The 17,087-nt window shown below is 68.0% G+C and carries 16 protein-coding genes; 10 read left to right on the plus strand and 6 right to left on the minus strand.

Going from position 1 to position 17,087, the window contains the following annotated elements; all coding sequences use genetic code 11:
- Positions 1–9: 9 nt before the first annotated feature.
- The 7 genes from ACYJSS_RS13725 (at position 10) to ACYJSS_RS13755 (ending at position 7,902) form a co-directional block, all read left to right on the plus strand.
- The gene (locus tag ACYJSS_RS13725; protein ID WP_236204705.1) at positions 10–762 is read left to right on the plus strand and encodes a hypothetical protein; all 753 of its coding nucleotides are present in this window, start codon (positions 10–12) and stop codon (positions 760–762) included.
- Between the two features lie 90 nt (positions 763–852).
- Entirely contained in the window at positions 853–1,590 is a 738-nt protein-coding gene (locus tag ACYJSS_RS13730; protein ID WP_111263376.1) for an RDD family protein, read from the plus strand.
- Positions 1,587–2,564, plus strand: a complete 978-nt coding sequence (locus ACYJSS_RS13735) for a stage II sporulation protein M (protein ID WP_111263375.1) — start codon at positions 1,587–1,589, stop codon at positions 2,562–2,564. Before ACYJSS_RS13730 ends, ACYJSS_RS13735 begins: the two co-directional genes overlap by 4 nt.
- Entirely contained in the window at positions 2,551–4,152 is a 1,602-nt protein-coding gene (locus ACYJSS_RS13740) for a DUF4129 domain-containing protein (protein WP_236204706.1), read from the plus strand. The genes ACYJSS_RS13735 and ACYJSS_RS13740 overlap by 14 nt, the downstream gene beginning before the upstream one ends.
- Positions 4,149–5,450 carry a DUF4350 domain-containing protein gene (locus ACYJSS_RS13745; protein WP_111263373.1) on the plus strand — a complete coding sequence of 434 codons (1,302 nt, stop codon included), beginning with the start codon at positions 4,149–4,151 and terminating at the stop codon, positions 5,448–5,450. Before ACYJSS_RS13740 ends, ACYJSS_RS13745 begins: the two co-directional genes overlap by 4 nt.
- Entirely contained in the window at positions 5,447–6,574 is a 1,128-nt protein-coding gene (locus ACYJSS_RS13750) for an AAA family ATPase (RefSeq protein WP_236204707.1), read from the plus strand. Before ACYJSS_RS13745 ends, ACYJSS_RS13750 begins: the two co-directional genes overlap by 4 nt.
- The gene (locus ACYJSS_RS13755; protein ID WP_111264565.1) at positions 6,571–7,902 is read left to right on the plus strand and encodes a DUF58 domain-containing protein; all 1,332 of its coding nucleotides are present in this window, start codon (positions 6,571–6,573) and stop codon (positions 7,900–7,902) included. The genes ACYJSS_RS13750 and ACYJSS_RS13755 overlap by 4 nt, the downstream gene beginning before the upstream one ends.
- 523 nt (positions 7,903–8,425) lie before the next feature.
- On the opposite strand, the gene ACYJSS_RS13760 is transcribed toward ACYJSS_RS13755, so the two are convergent.
- The 3 genes from ACYJSS_RS13760 to ACYJSS_RS13770 form a co-directional block, all read right to left on the minus strand.
- Positions 8,426–8,785 carry a PilZ domain-containing protein gene (locus ACYJSS_RS13760; RefSeq protein WP_111264566.1) on the minus strand — a complete coding sequence of 120 codons (360 nt, stop codon included), beginning with the start codon at positions 8,783–8,785 and terminating at the stop codon, positions 8,426–8,428.
- Positions 8,786–8,846: 61 nt separating this feature from the next.
- Entirely contained in the window at positions 8,847–9,269 is a 423-nt protein-coding gene (locus tag ACYJSS_RS13765) for a DUF4124 domain-containing protein (protein ID WP_111264567.1), read from the minus strand.
- An 84-nt stretch (positions 9,270–9,353) separates the two neighbouring features.
- Positions 9,354–9,728, minus strand: a complete 375-nt coding sequence (locus tag ACYJSS_RS13770; RefSeq protein WP_111264568.1) for a tetratricopeptide repeat protein — start codon at positions 9,726–9,728, stop codon at positions 9,354–9,356.
- A 161-nt stretch (positions 9,729–9,889) separates the two neighbouring features.
- Between ACYJSS_RS13770 and ACYJSS_RS13775 the strand changes: the two genes are divergently transcribed.
- Positions 9,890–10,693 carry an outer membrane assembly lipoprotein YfiO gene (locus tag ACYJSS_RS13775; RefSeq protein WP_111264569.1) on the plus strand — a complete coding sequence of 268 codons (804 nt, stop codon included), beginning with the start codon at positions 9,890–9,892 and terminating at the stop codon, positions 10,691–10,693.
- 87 nt (positions 10,694–10,780) lie between these two features.
- The gene (pyk, locus tag ACYJSS_RS13780) at positions 10,781–12,232 is read left to right on the plus strand and encodes a pyruvate kinase (protein WP_111264570.1); all 1,452 of its coding nucleotides are present in this window, start codon (positions 10,781–10,783) and stop codon (positions 12,230–12,232) included.
- Positions 12,233–12,454: 222 nt separating this feature from the next.
- On the opposite strand, the gene ACYJSS_RS13785 is transcribed toward pyk, so the two are convergent.
- From ACYJSS_RS13785 to ACYJSS_RS13795, 3 genes are read right to left on the minus strand one after another with little or no spacing between them, the layout of a single operon-like run.
- Positions 12,455–13,228: an enoyl-CoA hydratase gene (locus tag ACYJSS_RS13785; RefSeq protein WP_236204708.1), complete on the minus strand. Its 774-nt coding sequence runs from the start codon at positions 13,226–13,228 to the stop codon at positions 12,455–12,457.
- Positions 13,229–13,252: 24 nt separating this feature from the next.
- Positions 13,253–14,191: an iron-sulfur-binding ferredoxin reductase gene (locus ACYJSS_RS13790; RefSeq protein ID WP_236204709.1), complete on the minus strand. Its 939-nt coding sequence runs from the start codon at positions 14,189–14,191 to the stop codon at positions 13,253–13,255.
- A complete protein-coding gene (locus ACYJSS_RS13795) occupies positions 14,184–15,311 on the minus strand; it encodes a GGDEF domain-containing protein (protein WP_111264573.1) in 1,128 nt (375 codons plus the stop codon). Before ACYJSS_RS13795 ends, ACYJSS_RS13790 begins: the two co-directional genes overlap by 8 nt.
- A 224-nt stretch (positions 15,312–15,535) precedes the next feature.
- On the opposite strand from ACYJSS_RS13795, the gene ACYJSS_RS13800 reads away from it, so the two are divergent.
- Entirely contained in the window at positions 15,536–17,059 is a 1,524-nt protein-coding gene (locus ACYJSS_RS13800) for a fumarate hydratase (protein ID WP_111264574.1), read from the plus strand.
- Positions 17,060–17,087: the final 28 nt, after the last annotated feature.

The raw sequence follows: 17,087 nt of genomic DNA on the forward strand, positions 1-17,087 counted from the left end.
GAAGCGACCATGCAAGGCACCCCCGAAAACCCCTATTCCGCGCCCCAGAGCGCCCTGGTCGAAACAGTCGACAGCGGCGAACTGAGCATCGAGGCCGCCCTGGCCCGTGGCTACGACTTCAATATCGGCGATGTGATCAGCGAGTCCTGGCAGCGGGTCAAGGGCTCCAAGGGCATGATCGTCTGCGGCATGATCATCTACGGTGTCGCCAGCCAGATCCTGGCCACACTGCTCGGCCTGGTCCTGGGCTTCATCGGCGGCATGGCCGGTGAACTCGCCGCCACGGTGCTTTCCTTCATCGGCGGCGTCATCGGCTCCGGCCTCTGCGCCACGGTTCTCGGCGGCATCTACCTGCTGGGCATCCGCCAGGCAGCCGGCCAGCCGCTGAACTTCAACGAGCTGTTCAGCAACTTCAACCTGTTCGTGCCGCTGTTCATCCTCAATATCCTGATGGCGGTGCTGATCTACATCGGCTTCCTGCTGCTGCTCATCCCCGGCTTCTACCTGGCCATCGCCTATATGCTCGCCCTGCCCCTGGCGATGGAGCGCAAGCTGTCGCCCTGGGAAGCCCTGGAAGCCTCGCGCAAGGCCATCACCCAGCGCTGGTTCAAGGTCTTCGGCCTGATGCTGGTGCTGTCGCTGATCATGTTGCTCAGCATGATCCCGCTGGGCATCGGCCTGATCTGGACCTTCCCGATGTTCATCATCGCGGTCGGCATCCTCTACCGCACCATCTTCGGCGTGCGGCCCCCGCCGCAGTGATCCGCTTAGTGCCGACCCGCCACCGGCGGGTCGGTTGCCTCGCCAAGTGATGCTCCGCTAGCATCGTGCTTTCCCCAACGCAGTCGACCCATGACATCGACGTCCCGCACCACCAGCCCATATGGAAATGAGCAGGGTCAGTCCGCCCCCCTGGACACCCGCTACCAGGTGGAAACGCCCGAGGGCATCGACCTCGTGCTGCGCCCCGCCAGCCTCCTGCCCCGCGCCCTCGCCTACACGGTGGACCTGCTGATCCGCGGCATCCTGCTGCTGGTGCTGTATTCGGTGTTCCTGCTGCTCGGGCAGTTCGGCATGGGCCTGGGGCTGATCGTCACCTTCCTCGTCACCTGGTGGTACATGGTGCTGTTCGAGGTGCTCAACCAGGGCCGCTCGCCGGGCAAGCACCTGATGGGGCTGCGCGTGGTCCACGACGACGGCACGCCGGTAGGCTGGTCCTCCTCCCTGGTGCGCAACCTGCTGCGCTTCGTCGACATCCTGCCGTTCGGCTATGCCCTGGGCATCCTCAGCACACTGATGCACCCCGCCTTCAAGCGCCTCGGCGACCTCGCCGCCGGCACCCTGGTGGTGTACCGCGAGGACAAGCCCTCGCGCCCGCAACTGCCGGACGCCGAGCCACAACGCGCGCCCTTCATCCTGAGCCTCGCCGAGCAGCGCGCCATCCTCGGCTACGCCGAACGCCAGGCCGGCCTCTCCAGCGGTCGCCGCGCCGAGCTCGCGGGCATCCTCGCCGAGCCGCTGGAGGTCCCGGCCGAACAGGCCGAGGCCCGCCTCAACGGCATCGCCAGGAGCCTACTGGGAAGTCCATGAAACAGAGCCTGTTCGAACGTCGCCACCAGGCCGACTGGGAACGCTTCGGCGCCCAGCTCGAGGCCCTGGAGCGCGGCAAGGCCGACGCCAAGTCCTGCGAGGGCTTCGCCGCCGACTACCGCCACCTCTGCCAGCAACTGGCGCTGGCCCAGGAGCGTGGCTACAGCAGCCACCTGATCGACCAGCTGCAGCAACTGGCCATGCGCGGCCACCAGCAGTTCTACCGCCACCGCAGCCACCTCGGCGCGCAGATCCTCGGCTTCGTCCTCGGCGGTTTCCCGCGCCTGGTCCGCGAGCAGTGGCGCAGCATCCTCATCGCCAGCCTGCTGTTCTACGTCAGCCTGGCGGTGATGGGCGTGCTGGTGCACCAGTTCCCCGACCTCGTCTACAGCGTGGTGCCGCCGGACCAGGTGGCCGAGATGGAATCCATGTACGAGCCCGACGCCCATCGCATCGGCGCCAGCGAACGCGACTCCGGCGACGACTGGATGATGTTCGGCCACTACATCATGAACAACATCGGCATCGCCTTTCAGACCTATGCCAGCGGCCTGCTCTTCGGACTCGGCAGCCTGTTCTTCCTGTTCTTCAACGGCCTGATGATCGGCGCCGTCGCCGGGCACCTGACCCAGGTCGGCTATGGCGAGACCTTCTGGTCCTTCGTCATCGGCCATGGCGCCTTCGAGCTCACCGCCATCACCTTCGCCGGTGCCGCCGGGCTGCAGCTGGGCTGGTCGCTGCTCGCCCCCGGGCGGATGACCCGCGCCGAATCCCTGCGCCTGGCCGCCACCCACAGCGTCAAGCTGATCGCCGGCGCCATGCTCATGCTGCTGATCGCCGCCTTCATCGAGGCCTACTGGTCGTCCATGACCTTCACCACGCCCAAGGTGAAGTACATCGTGGGCGCGGGCCTGTGGCTGCTGGTGGGCAGCTATTTCTGCTTCGCCGGTCGGAGTCGCCATGCGCCTGACTGATGCCAGCGTCGCCATCCGCCCGCGCAGTGCCTGGGAAGCCATGGACCTCGGCGTGCTGCTCGCCCGGCGCCACATGGGCCTGCTCATGGCCAGCTGGGCGCTGATCACCCTGCCGGTGTTCCTCCTGCTCAGCCTGCTGCTGTGGAACTACTCCGGCTGGGCGATGTTCGTCTTCTGGCTGCTCAAGCCCGCCTTCGAGCGGCTGCCGCTGTACATCCTCTCCCGCGCGCTGTTCGGCGACACGCCGACGCTCAAGGAGGCGCTCAAGGCCTACCCGCGCCTGCTCAAGCCACAGCTGATCGCCAGCCTCACCTGGCGCCGCTTCAGCCCCACGCGCAGCTTCGACATGCCGGTGATGCAACTCGAAGGCCTCTCCGGCGCGGCCCGCAGCCAGCGCCTGGTGGTCCTCGGCCAGCGCGATGCCGGCGGCGCCACCTGGCTCACCGTCATCGGCATGCACCTGGAAACCGCCCTGTGGATGGGCCTGATCACCCTCCTCTACCTGATGCTGCCGCAGCAGGTGGTGGCCGACTGGGACTGGCAGAAACTGCTGCAGCAGGCCGAAGGCGACTGGGTGTGGATGGAGCACCTGTCCAACAGCCTGTACTTCTTCGTGCTGATGATCTGGGAACCGGTCTACGTCGCCTGCGGCTTCACCCTCTACCTGAACCGCCGCACCGCACTCGAAGCCTGGGACATCGAACTGGTGTTCCGCCGCCTGCGCCAGCGCCTGACCGGCCTCGCCTACGCCTTGGTGCTGGGCATGGGCGTGGTCCTGGCGACCGCCCTGCCCGCCCAGCAGGTGCTGGCCGCCGAAGGCGCCAGCAGCTGCCCGCTCCCGGTCGAAGACCCCAATGGCCCCGACGCCCCGCGCCTCACTCACCAGGAACTGAGCAGCCAGGCCGCCAGCGAGAGCATCGCCAAGCTGCTCGACGAGCCCCCCTTCGAGAACCGCGAGACGGTGACCCGCTGGCGCTTCCCCGACACCGACGCCAAGGACAAGAAGAAGGAAGAGCTTTCCAAGGAAGACGCGGAAAGCCTCACCAACTTCATCAAGGGCCTGTTCAAGCTGGCCGACCTCTGGAACAGCACCTCCTGGCTGGCGCTCATCATCAAGGTCGTGCTCTGGGGGCTGCTGATCAGCCTCCTCGCCCTGATCATCTGGCGCTACCGCGAGTGGCTCTCCACCTTCGTCGGCAGCATCGGCCTGCCCCAACGCAGGCGTCGCGAGGCGCCGTTGCAGCTGTTCGGCCTGGAAGTCGCCCCCGAGAGCCTGCCAGACGACGTCGCCAGCGAAGCCGAGCGGCTCTGGGCCGAGCACCCGCGCGAGGCCCTCGGCCTGCTCTACCGCGCGCTGCTCAGCCACCTGCTCCACGATTTCCGCCTGCCGCTCAAGGGCTCCCACACCGAAGGCGAAATGCTGCGCATGGTGCAGAACCTGCAGCGTGAAGAGCTGTCCCGCTTCGCCCAGGTCCTCACCCGTCACTGGCAGAACCTCGCCTATGGCCACCAGTTGCCGCCGGAGAGCCTCAAGCGCGGCCTCTGCGAGGGCTGGCGCCGCCTGATCGCCAAGGGAGCCAGCGCATGACCCGTCGCGGCGGCTTCATCTTCGGTGCCCTGATCGTCCTGTTGCTCGGCCTGTTCCTCATCTGGCTGCTGAACAAGATCGAGCCGTACCAGGAAACCCTTACCCACGGCCCCTCGCCCGAGGCGCGTTTCAACGACTACCTCGCCGCCGAGAGCTTCCTGCGCAAGCAGGGGCTCAGGGTCAGCCGCGCCGATGGCCTGGAGGTCCTCGCCGACCTGCCCGCCCCCGGCCATACCCTGCTGCTGCTCGCCGACCGCAGCCGCATGACCCCGCGGCAGGCCGATCGCGTGCTGGACTGGGCGGCCCACGGCGGCCACGTGCTGTTCGTCGCCGAAGCCCTGTACGACGAGGACGAAGGCGAGAGCGGCGACCTGCTGCTGGATCGCCTCGGCATCCAGCAGTTCGAGACCGAAGACCTCGACGAGGAAGACAGCGAGGACGCCCAGCAGAGCGAGGCGACCGAGGGCGAGGAAGACGCCGCCACCGAGGAGGACGCCCAGACCGACGCGGCCGAGGATGACCCGCAACAGGCCCAGGCCGAGGAAGAAGCCCCGGCCGAGGCCGACGCCGAGCCGGAGGAAGAAGACCGCTACCCCGAGCTGACCAAGCTCTACCTGGAGAACGAGGACGCGCCGGCGTACATCGACTTCGACACCGGCTTCCACCTCTACGACAGCGAAGACCGCGCCCATGCCTGGGCCAACAGCGCCAACGCCACCCACATGCTGCAGATGAATCATGGCGACGGCCTGATCACCGTGCTCACCGACAGCTGGATCTGGCAGAACCGCAACATCGTCAGCCACGACAACGCCTGGCTGCTCTGGTACCTGACCCAGGACACCGAGGTGACGCTGCTCTACAGGGCCGAACGCGACGACCTCCCGGCACTGCTCTGGCGCAACTTCCCCGAGGCCCTGGTGGCCCTGGCCCTGCTCATCGCCCTGGTGCTCTGGCACGTCGGTCGCCGCCAGGGGCCGCAACTGGCGCCTGCCAGCCGTTCGCGTCGCCAGCTGGAGGAACACCTGCGCGCCAGCGCCGACTTCCTCCTGCGCCGCAGTGGCAAGCACGTGCTGTTGCAGGGCCTGCAGCGCGACATCCTGCGCCGTGCGCGGCGCCGTCACCCCGGTTTCGAACGACTCGGCGTGGCCGAGCAGTGGCAGGTGCTCAGCCGCCTGACCCGCATGCCCACCGCCGCCATCAGCCAGGCCATGCGGCCGCTGCCCAAGCAGCGCCTCAGCGCCTCCGAATTCACCCGCCAGGTCGCCCACCTGCAAAGCCTCAGGAATGCCCTATGAGCGAACAGACGCCCGATCAGCCGATCAACGATGAAGCCGAAGGCCTGAACCTGGACCTTTCCGACGTCACCCCCGAAGCCCCGCCCGCCGTGGCGCCGGCCCCCCAGCCGAGCGAGCCCGTCGCCGCCCCCGCCGCGCCGGCCGCCGCCCCCTCGGCCGCCAGCAGCCAGCGCCAGCGCGCCAGCCAGCTGGCCCAGGCCCTGCGCCAGGAACTGCAGAAGGCCGTGGTCGGCCAGACCGCCGTCATCGACGATGTGCTCACCGCCCTGATCGCCGCCGGCCACGTGCTGGTCGAAGGCGTGCCGGGCCTGGGCAAGACCCTGCTGGTGCGTGCCCTGGCACGTTGCTTCGGCGGCGAGTTCTCGCGCATCCAGTTCACCCCCGACCTGATGCCCAGCGACGTCACCGGCCACGCCGTGTACGACATGCAGAGCGAGCAGTTCAAGCTGCGCAAGGGCCCGGTGTTCACCAACCTGCTGCTGGCGGACGAGATCAACCGCGCCCCGGCCAAGACCCAGGCCGCACTGCTGGAAGTGATGCAGGAGCGCCAGGTGACCCTCGAAGGCCGCGCCCTGCCGGTGCCCCTGCCCTTCCTGGTGATGGCCACCCAGAACCCCATCGAGCAGGAAGGCACCTACCCGCTGCCGGAAGCCGAGCTCGACCGCTTCATGCTCAAGCTGCGCATGGACTACCCCGAGGCCGGGGAGGAAATCGCCCTGGTCCGCCAGGTGACCCGCTCCGCCCGCGCCGACATGCTGGAAGTCGCGCCGCTGCGCACCCTGCTGCAGGCCAAGGACGTCCAGGCCCTGCAACGCATCGCCAGCGAGCTGCCGATGGACGACCAGGTGCTCGACTATGCCGTGCGCCTGGCCCGAGCCACCCGCACCTGGCCGGGCCTGGCCCTGGGTGCCGGCCCGCGCGCCTCCATCGCCCTGGTCCGTGGCGGTCGCGCCCGCGCCCTGCTGCGTGGCGGCGACTTCGTGCTGCCCGATGACGTGAAGAGCTGCGCCCTGGCCGTGCTGCGCCACCGCGTGCGCCTCTCGCCGGAACTGGATATCGAAGGCCAGTCCGTGGACCAGGTCCTGCAACAGCTGCTGGAACAGGTGCCGGCGCCGCGTCTATGAAACCATCGCGCATCCTGCTCGGCCTGATCGCCGGCCTGCTGGCCGTGGCGCTGGTGCTGGGCACCCTGCATGCCCTCGGCAGCAAGCTGCCGGACCAGCTGCGCCTGCTCTGGTGGGGGCTGCTCTGCGCCCTCGCCCTGCTCGCCGTGCTCGATGCGCTGTGGCTGCGCCGCCTGCCTTCGCCCGCGCTGGAGCGCCAGTTGCCGGGCAACCTGTCCCTGGGCCGCTGGGGCGAGGTGCGCCTGCGCGTGCACCACGCCTTCACCCGCGCCTTGCAGCTCAAGGTCTACGACCATGTGCCGGCGGGGATGGACACCGAGTTCCTGCCCCAGTCCGTTGCCCTGCACCCGGGCGAGGTCACCGAGTTCGGCTATCGCGTGCGCCCGCTCAAGCGCGGCCGCTTCGCCTTCCCCCTGTGCGAGGTGGAACTGCCCAGCCCGCTGGGCCTGTGGGGCCAGCGGCGCTACCTCGACCTGCCGGGCGAGACCCGCGTCTACCCCGACTTCGCCCGCCTCTATGGCGCCCAGCTGATGGCGGTGGACGACTGGCTCAGCCAGCTCGGCGTGCGCCAGCGCCCGCGCCGTGGCCTGGGCCTGGAGTTCCACCAGCTGCGTGAGTTCCGCGACGGCGACACCCTGCGCCAGATCGACTGGAAGGCCACCGCGCGCAAGCGCACGCCCATCGCCCGCGAGTACCAGGACGAACGCGACCAGCAGATCGTCTTCATGCTCGACTGCGGCCGTCGCATGCGCAGCCAGGATGGCGACCTCTCGCACTTCGACCACGCCCTCAACGCCAGCCTGCTGCTCAGCTACGTGGCCCTGCGCCAGGGCGATGCGGTCGGCCTCAGCACCTTCGCCGGCGACCAGCAGCGCTACCTCGCACCGGTCAAGGGCCCGGCCCAGTTGAGCGTACTGCTCAACGCCGTCTACGACCTCGAGAGCACCCAGCGCCCGGCCGACTTCGGCGCCGCCATCGACGCCCTGCTGGCCCGCCAGCGCCGCCGCGCCCTGGTGGTCCTGGTGACCAACCTGCGCGACGAGGACGACGAGGAGCTGCTGGCGGCGGTCAAGCGCCTCGGTCGCCACCACCGGGTACTGATCGCCAGCCTGCGCGAAGAAGTGCTGGACGCCCTGCGCCACGAACCGGTGCAAGGCTTCGAGCAGGCGCTGTCCTACTGCGGCACGGTGGACTACCTCAACGCCCGCGCCAGCCTGCACGAGCGCCTCGCCGCCCACGACGTCCCGGTGCTGGATTGCCGCCCCGGCGAACTCGGCCCCGAACTGGTGGGGCGCTACCTGGCCTGGAAGAAGGCCGGCGTGCTCTAACCCCATCGGGGCACAACCGTACCCGTATGCTTGATTCCCGGGCTGAAGCCCGGGCTACGGGAGTCAATGCCCGAGCAAGAAACCGGAACCACGTGGCGGCTTGGCCGCCATGATGGGTTTCGCTTCGCTCTACCCATCCTACGTACTGATGCGCACAACATCTGGGCCGACGTGCGCCGATGTTGGAGCAGCCGCCAAATGCCCCCTTTCAGGAGGCCGAGCGCAATCGTTGTGGAAGGGGTTGAGCGACATGGATGTCGCGAGAGCGATGTCGGGCCAGGGATGGCCCGTCAGCGCGTGCCCCTGGAACGATGATGGAGCGAGGGGAGTCTGGCGCCAGCCAGACCCGTATGTCGGGGGCGAGTTTTTTGGTTCCTTTTCAACGATTGGAAAAGGGACTCGCCCGGGTGGGCGAAACCAAAAGCATCAGCAGAACTCGGCAATCAGCTGAGCTCAAATCCTCCAGCACCAATTCAAACGCCAGCCGCCGCGCCTGAGGCGCAGCGGCTAACGCCGGATACGGCTACGCCGACGCGGCGAGGGGACGAAAGCTGAAGTAGTGGCGCAGCGCCTCGACCATCTCCACGTATTCCGGCGGCGGTGCCACCAGGGCGAAGCCAGAGTCGAAGTTCCCCGGGTTGACGTCTTCCCGGCTCCACTGGCAGGTCGCATAGAAGTCGATGAAATGCTGCTGGCCGTCATGCCCCGGGATCTTCAGGCGCATGTCGAAACGGGCCCCTACCAGCATCGGCAGTTGGCTGATGAGCATCAGGCCGTCGAGGGAAACGTTGCCCAGATAGCCCATGGGTTTGTCGGTGATGCGGTTGAATACCTTCAGGTAGTAGGGCAACTGATGGCGTTCTATTCGGCGCTGGCTACGCATGATGGCGAATCGCTATTGATGGCCGTTCAGTATGGCCTCACTACTGCACTCGAACCAACTATTAACCGCAGTGCTGGCTGATCTCCGCGGTCAATTGGCGACGGGCGGCATCGATCTCGCCGTCGCTGTAGTACTGACGCTCACCCTTCTCGTCGAGACGGTAGAAAGAGGCACCTTCGCGAAGCCGCGCGAGATCGCTGCGCAGCTTGCCGCATTGCTGTTGACGCTGGTTGCGTGCGTCCGCCGCCTTGCGCTGGGCCTCGGCCTGCTCCTGGCGGCGGGCATCGAAGAACTGCTCGGTGCGTTGCTCGCGCTCGCGGGTGGCCTCGTCACGTTCCACCACCTGCGGCTTGACCTGGACCTGCTGGGCGCCGGCCTGGGGACGCTCGCTGAAATGGACCTTGCCACTGGCGTCGGTCCAGCGATAGATCTCCGCGCTGGCCAGCCCCGGCAGCAGGACGACCAGCAAAAGCAGGCGACGCATGGCACCCCTCCCTGAAACAAAGGCAAAGCTTAGCGCTGGCACGAAGCCACTCAAGCGAGCCACGACCGACGGTCGAAACATCGGTCAGAGCGCGGCCGGGCTGGCCTTGGCGGGCGCGGCGCCGCTGATCTGGCCCAGCTTCTCCAGGGTCTCCAGCCGCGCCCGGGCGCGGTAGGCGTACTCGCTGGTGGGGTAGCGGCCGATGATGAAGTGGTAGGTCTGCGCGGCGTCCACGAACAGGCTCTGGCGCTCCAGGCACTGGCCGCGCAGCAGGGAGATCTCCGGCTGCATATAGGCCCGCGAGCGGCTCTTGCGCTCGGCCTGGGACAGCTCGAGCATGACCGTGTCGCAGTCGCCCTCGTCGTAGGCGTGGTAGGCATTGTTCAGGTGGTGGTCGAGTGACCAGCGGGTGCAGCCGGTGAGGCCGGCGAGCAGGGCCAGGATGATCAGCGTGCGCATGGGTAGTTCCTCCGTTGGCGAGTATATCGGCGCTGTCGGATATTTCTGCAACGCCATCCGGCAGAGACCCGGGCACATCCTCCGATGGGACTTGCGCCACGCCCCCGCGGCCCCGGCCGAGCCGCTGCTAGACTCGCCGAAACACCGCCATCGGAGCCCCCATGCAGCCCGTCCGCCCTGCCCTCCTGAGCGCCCTCCTGCTGCTCGCCGCCTGCTCCCCCACCACGCCTCTGTTCATCGCCCAGGTGACCACCAACGAAGCGGTGGAATACAAGGTGATGAAGAACAACCGCATGGCTGCGGCCGTGGAGGAAGACGGCGATCTGCTCACCTACAGCGCCATGGCCATCCGCGACGGCACCAGCGCCGAGGCCGAGAAGCTCTACCTGACCGGCTACGAGGACCACCAGTTCAGCGCCGAGGTGCGCGCCATCTCGCTCTACCAGATCGGCCTGATCTACATGAGCCGCTACAACGACCAGCGCGACGACACCAAGGCGCTCAACCGCTTCTACCAGATCACCAACGAATTCCCCGGCACCCGCGCCGCCGAGCGGGCCGAAGCACGCATCCTGATGATCCGCCAGCGCGCCGACGAGCCGGTGCAGAAGACCGCCCGCGAGTTGCTGGCGGACTGGAAGCCCAGCCAGAACCTCGACCTCTACCGCAGCGACCTCGACCCGGACATGACCCTGCTCTCGCGCCGCGCCGTGCTCAAGGACCGCGTCGACGAAGCCGAGCAGCTCTACTCCCTGGCCCTGGGCGACGCCCACGTGCAGCCCGACATCAAGGCCCGCTCGCTGTACCAGATGGCGCTGATGAACCTCGCACCGGCCAACCCCCGGGCCGACCGGGGCCGCGCCATCGGCTACCTGCGCCGCCTGCTCGCCGAGTTCCCCGATGCCGAGCAGGCCGAGAACGCCGCGCGGCACCTGGACCAGGCCTTGAATCCGGGCGTGCAATGACCCCCGCAAAGGGTAGTGAAGAGGAACAATGACTACAGGTTGCCAGCGGTGTAGCCTCGGGCTCTGCTTGAAAAATGGAGCCTTCGCATGTCCCTTCGCCGCACCAAGATAGTCGCCACCCTCGGCCCAGCCAGCAACTCGCCCGAGGTGCTGGAACAGCTGATCCTCGCCGGTATCGACGTCGCCCGCCTGAACTTCTCCCACGGCACCCCCGACGAGCACAAGGCGCGCGCGCGCCTGGTCCGCGAGCTGGCGGCCAAGCACGGCCGCTTCGTGGCCCTGCTCGGCGACCTGCAAGGCCCGAAGATCCGTATCGCCAAGTTCGAAGGCAAGCGCATCGAGCTGGAAGCCGGCGACAAGTTCCGCTTCTCCGTCACCCACCCGCGTGACGCCGGCAACCAGGACGTGGTGGGCATCGACTACCCGGACCTGATCAAGGACTGCGGCGTCGGCGACGAACTGCTGCTGGACGATGGCCGCGTGGTCATGCGCGTCGACGCCACCACCGCCGATGAACTGCACTGCACCGTGCTGATCGGCGGCCCGCTGTCCGACCACAAGGGCATCAACCGTCGCGGCGGCGGCCTCACCGCCCCGGCCCTGACCGCCAAGGACAAGGCCGACATCAAGCTGGCCGCCGAGATGGACCTGGACTACCTGGCCGTCTCCTTCCCCCGTGACGCCGCCGACATGGAACTGGCCCGCCGCCTGCGCGACGAAGCCGGTGGCAGCGCCTGGCTGGTGGCCAAGATCGAACGCGCCGAAGCCGTGGCCGACGACGAAGCCCTGGACGGCCTGATCCGCGCCAGCGACGCCGTGATGGTGGCCCGTGGCGACCTGGGCGTGGAGATCGGCGACGCCGAGCTGGTGGGCATCCAGAAGAAGATCATCCTGCACGCCCGTCGCTACAACAAAGCCGTGATCACCGCGACCCAGATGATGGAGTCGATGATCCACAGCCCCATGCCGACCCGCGCCGAAGTCTCCGACGTAGCCAACGCCGCGCTGGACTACACGGACGCCGTGATGCTCTCCGCCGAGAGCGCCGCCGGCGAATACCCGGTGGAAGCGGTGCAGGCCATGGCCCGCGTCTGCGTCGGTGCCGAGAAGCACCCCACCAGCCAGAAATCCAGCCACCGCCTGGGGCACACCTTCAGCCGCTGCGACGAGAGCGTGGCCCTGGCGACCATGTACACCGCCAACCACTTCCCGGGCGTGAAGGCCATCATCTGCCTCACCGAGAGTGGCTACAGCCCGCTGATCATGTCGCGCATCCGCTCCTCGGTGCCGATCTTCGCCTTCTCCCCCCACCGCGCCACCCAGGCCCGCGTCGCCCTCTTCCGCGGCGTGCAGACCGTGCCCTTCGACCCGGCCGCGCTGCCGGCCGACAAGGTCAGCCAGGCCGCCGTGGACGAGTTGCTCAAGCGCGGCATCGTGCAGCAGGGCGACTGGGTCATCCTCACCAAGGGCGACAGCTATCACACCGTCGGCGGCACCAACACCATGAAGATCCTCCACGTCGGCGACCCGCTGGTGTGAGGCATCCGCAGTAAATGGAAAGGCCGCTCATCGAGCGGCCTTTTTCATTCGAGCAGAGCATGACCGACATGTAGGGTGGAGGTCGCTTTTTACCTCCACCAAGCGGAGTCGAGCGTGCCTGACCCGCCTTATCGATGGGTTTCGCGGAGCTCGCGGAACGCCGCCCGCCCCATCCTGCGGTTGCCGGAGCGCTGTGGGCCGGGCGAGACCCGCGTGCGAGCCTCAGGCGAACCTTGAGAAATCCGGCTTGCGGCGCTGCATGAAGGCCGAGAGCGCTTCGATCGCCTCGGGGGTGCGCAGGCGCTGACCGAACAGCTCGCCCTCCTCCATGATCACCTGGCGCAATTCCTCGCGGCCCGGCTCGCGCATCAGGCGCTTGCTCACCGCCACGGCAGAAGGTGCCAGCTGCTCGAAGCGCTGGGCCATCTCGCGGGCACGGGCCAGGGTCGCGGCACCATCGTCCAGCGCCTCGTTGGCGATGCCCCAGGCCGCCGCCTGCTCACCGGTGAAGGCTTCGCCGAGCAGCAGCAACTGTGCGGCGCGGGCATGGCCGAGCATGCGCGGCAGGATCAGGCTGGAACCGAACTCCGGGCACAGCCCGAGGTTGACGAAGGGCATCTTCAGCTTGGCGTCGCGGGCCACATAGACCAGGTCGCAATGCAGCAGCAGCGTGGTGCCGATGCCCACCGCCGGGCCGCTCACCGCCGCCACCACCGGCTTGGCGAAATCGAACAGCACCTTCATGAAGCGGAACACTTCGCTGTCCAGCCCCGAGGGCGGTGCCTGGATGAAATCGGCGACATCGTTGCCGCTGGTGAAGCAGGTCTCGCTGCCGGTGATCAGCACCGCGCGCACACTGCGATCTTCGCCAGCCGCGTCCAGGGCATCGGCCATGGCGCCGTACATGGCGCGGGTCAGGGCGTTCATCTTGTCCGCACGCTGCATGCGGAGGGTCAGCAGGCCCTGGTCACGTTCCAGGTGGATGTGCTCGCTCATGGTGGCTCCTCGGCGGTGGCCGCCTCAGAAGGAGCGGCTCAGGAATACGTCGGCCAGCAGTTGATTGCGCGGCAAACCGGCCAGATAGAGGCGGCGCGCGAAGTCTTCGACGCTGGCGGGGCTGCCGCAGAGTAAGGCGACGGTCTGGCGCGAAACAAGCCGGAGATCGGCCAAAACACCTTGCAGCTGCGCCGTGGTGGCCAGCTCGACCCGCAGGTTGTCGTGGCGCCCGGCCAACGCCCGCAGGGGTTCGGCGAGGTAATGCCCGGCCGGGTCATGGGCCAGGTGAATGAGGCGGATCGCGCCCTGGTGATGCTGGCGCAAGGCCTCGCGGAGGATGCCCCAGAGCGGCGCCAGGCCGGTGCCCGCAGCGAGGATCAGCAGTGGCCGGCCATCCCAGTCCGGGTCGTAGTGCAGCGCGCCACCGCGCAGCTCGCCCAGGCGCAGGGTGGCGCCGACCTGCAACGGCCGCAGCGCATCGGCGAAGGCGCCGGGCTGGCGGCAGTCGATGTGGAACTCCAGCCAGGGCTCCTCGCCCGGCACGCTGGCCAGCGAATAGGGCCGGGCGACCCCCTCGGCGTTCCACAGCAGCAGGTGCTGCCCGGGGCTGTAGCGCACGGGGCGCTGGGGCCGCAGGCGCAGGCGCGCGACCTCGCCCAGCCAGTCCAGCGCCACCACCTCGGCCGGCAGGCCATCACGCTGCGGGTCGAACGCCTCCACCACCAGGTCCGTCACCACCCGGCACTGGCAGGCCAGGCGCCAGCCTTCGGCGCGGCGCTCGGGGTCGAGCGCCTCGGGCCGCGCGTCGAGCGGCTCGCCGGCCAGGCAGCGCACCAGGCAGGCATGGCAACTGCCGGCCCGGCAACTGAAGGGGATCTTGCATCCTGCGGCGTTGAGCTGGTCCAGCAGGTTGCTGGACGGTGGTACGGTCCAGCGTCTTCCCGCGACCTCGATTTCAGGCACCCTGCTCCTCCCAGGCGGCATCGCAGCGGTTCCGCCCGCCACGTTTGGCCCGATAGAGTGCCTGATCGGCGCGCTGCAGCGCATCATCGAGTTCGTCGCTCACCGCCAGCAGCGTCATGCCGGCCGACAGGCTCAGCCCGTCCACCTCGACACCCACCGGATCGGCGGAGGCGAAGGCCTCGCGCAGGCGCTCGCAGCAGGCGGTGAGGCGATCGGCATCGCAGTTGGGCAACAGCAGGACGAACTCCTCCCCCCCGTAGCGCGCCAGGATGTCGCCATCGCGCAGGCAGGCCCGCGCCACGGCGGCGAAGGTCTGCAGCACGCGGTCGCCGGCGGCATGGCCGTGGATGTCGTTGATGCGCTTGAAGTGGTCGAGGTCGATCAGCGCCAGGCCGTGCTGGCGGCCGGGCGCCAGGGCTTCCAGCTCACGGGTGGCCAGGCGCAGGAAGTGACGGCGGTTGAACAGCCCGGTCAGCTCGTCGGTGGCGACCAGGTCTTCGAGCTGGCGCATCATGCCGCGCAGCGTGTCCTGGTGCGCCTGCAGGGCGAAGCGCCGCTGGCGCATGCGCTGGCGCAGGGCCTGCACGTAGCTGGCGAACAGCGCCAGCCAGCCCAGCACCACGAACAGCGCGCACACCTGCAGCACCGCCAGGGCCGGTTCGGCGAGGCGCATCTGGTACGCCTCCCACAGGTTCAGCCCGGTGAAGGCGAAGAAGCCGATGGCCGAGCACCGTACGAAAACCCGCGGCTGCAGCTGGAACACGCCGAACAGCATGATCAGCACATAGACCACCAGGAGTGCGCCCCGGGCGCCCTCCAGGTCGGACAGCAGCAAGGTATGCCAGGCGAGGGCCACCAGGACCTGCGCCTCGGTCAGGCTGGGATCGCGAAAGGCCAGGTTGCGGCCGCTGAGGAAAATGAACAGGAAGGCCAGTTGCGAGAGCACGATCAGCCCGCAGGCGACCAGTGCGCTGGCGAAGGAGGCCTGGTACAGATCCCCCAGGACGGCTATCCAGAACAGGCAGAGCGCCAGCGCATAGGTGCAAGCGGCCATGCCGAAGCGTTTCAGCAGCAGGCTTTGCAACGCACGATGGGTGACCCGTTGACTCGCTGTGCTCATGGGCTCCATCCCGTAGTGGCACCATGCCGCCACTCTACGCCCGTGATCACAAAAAACCTAGGGGACGCGTGAGGGGCGGTCAGCGACCAAGGTCGACTGTCGGCGGGTGTGCCCGCGCTTGAGCACGCGGTATACTTCCGCGCCATTTTCACCCCCAATCCAATGCGCGCCGGGTCGTGGTCCGGCGCTTCCCGATGTTCCCGAATTCAAGAGGAGCGCGCCCCATGACCGTGATCAAGCAGGACGACCTGATACAGAGCGTCGCCGACGCACTGCAGTTCATTTCCTATTACCACCCCGTCGACTTCATCCAGGCCATGCACGAGGCATACCTGCGCGAGGAGTCGCCCGCCGCGCGCGACTCGATGGCGCAGATCCTGATCAACTCGCGCATGTGCGCCACCGGTCACCGCCCGATCTGCCAGGACACCGGCATCGTCACCGTTTTCGTGCGTGTCGGCATGGACGTGCGCTGGGATGGCGCCACCATGAGCGTCGACGACATGATCAACGAAGGGGTGCGTCGCGCCTACAACCTGCCGGAGAACGTGCTGCGCGCCTCCATCCTGGCCGACCCGGCGGGCGCCCGTAAGAACACCAAGGACAACACCCCGGCGGTCATCCACTACTCCATCGTCCCCGGCAACACCGTGGAAGTGGACGTCGCGGCCAAGGGCGGCGGCTCCGAGAACAAGTCGAAGATGGCGATGCTCAACCCCTCCGACTCCATCGTCGACTGGGTGCTCAAGACCGTCCCCACCATGGGCGCCGGCTGGTGCCCGCCGGGCATGCTCGGCATCGGCATCGGCGGTACCGCCGAGAAAGCCGCGGTGATGGCCAAGGAAGTGCTGATGGAGTCCATCGACATCCATGAGCTGAAGGCCCGTGGCCCGCAGAACAGGATCGAGGAGATGCGCCTGGAGCTGTTCGAGAAGGTCAACCAGCTGGGCATCGGCGCCCAGGGCCTGGGCGGCCTGACCACCGTGCTCGACGTGAAGATCATGGATTACCCGACCCACGCCGCCTCCCTGCCGGTGTGCATGATCCCCAACTGCGCCGCCACCCGTCACGCCCACTTCGTGCTCGACGGCTCCGGCCCGGCCGAACTGGAAGCGCCGCCGCTGGACGCCTACCCGGAGATCGTCTGGGAAGCCGGCCCCTCCGCGCGCCGCGTCGACCTCGACACCCTGACCCCGGAAGACGTGCAGAGCTGGAAGCCGGGCGAGACCGTCCTGCTCAACGGCAAGATGCTCACCGGCCGCGACGCCGCGCACAAGCGCATGGTCGACATGCTCAACAAGGGCGAACAGCTGCCGGTGGACCTCAAGGGTCGCTTCATCTATTACGTCGGCCCGGTCGATCCGGTCGGTGACGAAGTGGTCGGCCCGGCAGGCCCCACCACCGCCACCCGCATGGACAAGTTCACCCGCCAGATCCTCGAGCAGACCGGCCTGCTGGGCATGATCGGCAAGTCCGAGCGCGGCCCCATCGCCATCGACGCGATCAAGGACAACAAGGCCGTGTACCTGATGGCCGTCGGCGGCGCCGCCTACCTGGTGGCCCAGGCGATCAAGAAGTCCAAGGTCCTGGCCTTCGCCGAACTGGGCATGGAAGCGATCTACGAGTTCGAAGTGAAGGACATGCCCGTGACCGTCGCGGTCGACACCAAGGGCGAGTCGGTGCACATCACAGGCCCTGCGATCTGGAACAGGAAGATCGCCGAAAGCCTGGCGGTGGAAGTGAAGTAAGCCTCCCCGCTCCATGAAGAAGCCCGGC

The organism is Pseudomonas sp. No.21, from assembly GCF_054558415.1.

Excerpts from the sequence above, each read along its gene's own strand:
- ACYJSS_RS13785 (WP_236204708.1), bottom strand. The coding sequence starts at position 13,228 with ATGAGCGAGCACATCCACCTGGAACGTGACCAGGGCCTGCTGACCCTC.
- ACYJSS_RS13750 (WP_236204707.1), top strand. The coding sequence starts at position 5,447 with ATGAGCGAACAGACGCCCGATCAGCCGATCAACGATGAAGCCGAAGGC.
- ACYJSS_RS13795 (WP_111264573.1), bottom strand. The coding sequence starts at position 15,311 with ATGAGCACAGCGAGTCAACGGGTCACCCATCGTGCGTTGCAAAGCCTG.
- ACYJSS_RS13760 (WP_111264566.1), bottom strand. The coding sequence starts at position 8,785 with ATGCGTAGCCAGCGCCGAATAGAACGCCATCAGTTGCCCTACTACCTG.
- ACYJSS_RS13730 (WP_111263376.1), top strand. The coding sequence starts at position 853 with ATGACATCGACGTCCCGCACCACCAGCCCATATGGAAATGAGCAGGGT.
- ACYJSS_RS13740 (WP_236204706.1), top strand. The coding sequence starts at position 2,551 with ATGCGCCTGACTGATGCCAGCGTCGCCATCCGCCCGCGCAGTGCCTGG.
- pyk (WP_111264570.1), top strand. The coding sequence starts at position 10,781 with ATGTCCCTTCGCCGCACCAAGATAGTCGCCACCCTCGGCCCAGCCAGC.
- ACYJSS_RS13735 (WP_111263375.1), top strand. The coding sequence starts at position 1,587 with ATGAAACAGAGCCTGTTCGAACGTCGCCACCAGGCCGACTGGGAACGC.
- ACYJSS_RS13755 (WP_111264565.1), top strand. The coding sequence starts at position 6,571 with ATGAAACCATCGCGCATCCTGCTCGGCCTGATCGCCGGCCTGCTGGCC.
- ACYJSS_RS13770 (WP_111264568.1), bottom strand. The coding sequence starts at position 9,728 with ATGCGCACGCTGATCATCCTGGCCCTGCTCGCCGGCCTCACCGGCTGC.
- ACYJSS_RS13765 (WP_111264567.1), bottom strand. The coding sequence starts at position 9,269 with ATGCGTCGCCTGCTTTTGCTGGTCGTCCTGCTGCCGGGGCTGGCCAGC.
- ACYJSS_RS13800 (WP_111264574.1), top strand. The coding sequence starts at position 15,536 with ATGACCGTGATCAAGCAGGACGACCTGATACAGAGCGTCGCCGACGCA.
- ACYJSS_RS13725 (WP_236204705.1), top strand. The coding sequence starts at position 10 with ATGCAAGGCACCCCCGAAAACCCCTATTCCGCGCCCCAGAGCGCCCTG.
- ACYJSS_RS13775 (WP_111264569.1), top strand. The coding sequence starts at position 9,890 with ATGCAGCCCGTCCGCCCTGCCCTCCTGAGCGCCCTCCTGCTGCTCGCC.
- ACYJSS_RS13745 (WP_111263373.1), top strand. The coding sequence starts at position 4,149 with ATGACCCGTCGCGGCGGCTTCATCTTCGGTGCCCTGATCGTCCTGTTG.